The sequence below is a fragment of the Microcystis sp. M53598_WE2 genome, from assembly GCF_030067735.1.
Lineage (GTDB): Bacteria > Cyanobacteriota > Cyanobacteriia > Cyanobacteriales > Microcystaceae > Microcystis > Microcystis aeruginosa.
Window position 1 is genome coordinate 1 of the sequence record NZ_JASJFE010000711.1, and the last position, 2,345, is coordinate 2,345.

The window sequence follows — 2,345 nt, forward strand, 5'->3', positions numbered from 1 at the left end:
GGCATTCGGACACTCAAAACGGACGGGTCGAAAGAGTCAGACTTAAGCAATTAAGCGTTTTTCGCTATCTGCGTCAACCCCATTGACGCGACCACCCTAAAAAAGTGGCGTGGTGAGGAATCGCCGTCCGTTTTACGGCGGCGAGGATGTCAACAGAGCCTTAAAAGACATGGTAAACTCGAAATGATTGCTGCTAATCGTCGAGTAATTATGCTTAATCCTTCTATTCGTCAAGAACCCCGCTATGAACCGGCCGCGGTTATTCCCCTAAAAAAAGACGCTTCCATTGTCGAGTGGTTAGAAAAAAATAATCGCATGATTCCCCGGGATAAAATCGCCGAACCGGATCTGACTCTCGAAGAAGATGTGGAACTATCTGAACTCATGGATGTCGATGATATCGGTTATGATGACGACGAGGATGAATTAGTCTTAGATGAAGATTAATCCCGTCTTCTTTGGCAAATTTTACCCTTATCTGGCGCTTTAGTCGTGAACGCTAACATTTTTTCCGCCCCTATCTTTAAAAAACCCACTGGAACCCATCTCCTGATTCTACTAACGGGATTACTATTTCTGTTAGTAGTTTTTTTTCAGTCCACTAATTCCCTGTTACTCCCTCTGATGGCCACAACATTAATCAGTGGTGGTCTTGGTTGTCAAGTAGTACCGATGCTACGGCGCTTGAAAATGGGTCAGATCATGCGCGAAGATGGACCCCAGGCTCATTTAAAGAAAGCAGGAACCCCGACCATGGGAGGCAGCTTTTTTGTGCCAGTAGCCCTTATTTTCGCTTTAATCTGGTCTAAATTTACTCCTAATGTGGTGGCGGTTGCTTTGCTGACCTTTGTTTACATGGGTATCGGTTGGTTAGATGATTGGCAAATTCTGCGTTATAAGTCGAATAAAGGCCTATCTCCCCAGATGAAGTTAATTTTACAGATAACGGGGGCGGTGCTTTTTTGCCTCTGGATGTTGGTCAATCAGGTGAGTACCGATATCACCCTTTGGGGTCGATTAGTCATTCCTTTGGGCTTTTTCTTCTGGATTTTGGCGGGATTTGTCCTTGTGGCTGAAAGTAACGCCACTAATCTCACCGATGGGGTGGATGGATTAGCGGGGGGAACAGGTGCGATCGCTTTTTTGGGTTTAGGTCTTATTATCGCCCCTAGTCATCCGGATTTAGCGATTTTCTGCACTTGTTTTGCTGGTGCTTGTCTAGGCTTCATTTTTCATAACCGCAACCCCGCTAAAGTGTTCATGGGTGATACGGGTTCCCTCGCTTTGGGAGGTGCTTTAGCTGCAGTGGGTTTAATTACTGGACATCTCTGGGGATTATTTTTAATTAGTGGTCTCTTCTTTCTGGAATCTCTTTCGGTAATCGCTCAGGTTATCTATTATAAAGCCACAAAAGGACCCGATGGCAAGGGCAAAAGATTATTAAAAATGGCTCCTTTTCATCATCATTTAGAATTAAGTGGTTGGACGGAAACGAAGATTGTGGGAGCTTTTTATCTGGTTAATGCGCTTTTAGTTGTCTTGGCTATTTGGAGTAGTTAATTAAGCGCTAAAGGAAAGACCACAACCGCAGGTATTTTGGGTGTTGGCATTGGTAAAACGGAAACCACCACCCATGAGATCTTCTGAATAGTCTAATTTTAAAATTTGTAGGTAGCGATCGCTGTCAGGATCGACTACAATATTAATACCCTGACTTTGATAAAAGCGATCGTTTTCTGCCACAATAGGGGTTAATTCGAGATGATAGTGAAGTCCCGAACAACCACCGTTTTTTACTGCCAAACGCAGATAGGAACCAGTCAGACGACGGCTTTGACTCCAACGTTCAATTTCTCTAGCGGCGGCGGGACTTAATTCGATCATTGTTTTTGAGACTATTGTAATAATAATATCAAGTTCTTGTGAAGTTATACCACAGTTATTATCAAACTTTATGTTAAGAAATATGTAACTAATAAATGGCGGGGGTAGCTGACAATTTTTAACACAGAAAACGGGTTTCTCCGAGAAACCCTTTTTCTAGGTGACTTAGAAGGAGAGCTTAGAAACTTAGATAAAGAAATTACCCACTGGAATGTTCCCTAAAGCTGGTAAAGTACCAGTAAATCCAGTGATATTTATTAATAAATCATTGCTGGATTGGAAGCCAGCCGTGCTATCATTAATAACGAGGTAGGTTCCGGCTATTGCACCGGTTGTTACCTGCACTAAGGCGGCACTATTAACCCCTAATCCGTGATTACCTGTAATCGCTCCATTAGCATCAGTAAATACCTGATTGATTAAATTCTGTAAAGTGGTGACAGTGCTATTAGCAGCACGAC

The 2,345-nt window shown here is 43.0% G+C and carries 4 protein-coding genes; 2 read left to right on the forward strand and 2 right to left on the reverse strand.

Features of this window, described 5'->3' with window-relative positions; genetic code table 11:
* Positions 1-183 precede the first annotated feature (183 nt).
* Positions 184-447: a DUF3134 domain-containing protein gene (locus tag PX636_RS14535; RefSeq protein WP_002760451.1), complete on the forward strand. Its 264-nt coding sequence runs from the start codon at positions 184-186 to the stop codon at positions 445-447.
* Positions 448-492: 45 nt separating this feature from the next.
* On the forward strand, positions 493-1,560 hold the full coding sequence (gene mraY, locus PX636_RS14540; RefSeq protein ID WP_288117664.1) for a phospho-N-acetylmuramoyl-pentapeptide-transferase: 1,068 nt from the start codon (positions 493-495) through the stop codon (positions 1,558-1,560).
* On the opposite strand, the gene PX636_RS14545 is transcribed toward mraY, so the two are convergent.
* Together PX636_RS14545 and PX636_RS14550 are read right to left on the reverse strand one after the other, a co-directional pair.
* Positions 1,561-1,884, reverse strand: a complete 324-nt coding sequence (locus PX636_RS14545) for a HesB/IscA family protein (protein WP_147070141.1) — start codon at positions 1,882-1,884, stop codon at positions 1,561-1,563. It lies immediately after the preceding gene.
* A 186-nt stretch (positions 1,885-2,070) separates the two neighbouring features.
* Positions 2,071-2,345 (reverse strand): bluetail domain-containing putative surface protein (locus PX636_RS14550; protein WP_288117665.1); only part of this gene is annotated, 275 nt, incomplete at its 5' end.

What these genes read in the sequence shown, in the direction of transcription:
- PX636_RS14535 (WP_002760451.1), top strand. Translation starts at nt 184, where the DNA reads ATGATTGCTGCTAATCGTCGAGTAATTATGCTTAATCCTTCTATTCGT.
- PX636_RS14545 (WP_147070141.1), bottom strand. Translation starts at nt 1,884, where the DNA reads ATGATCGAATTAAGTCCCGCCGCCGCTAGAGAAATTGAACGTTGGAGT.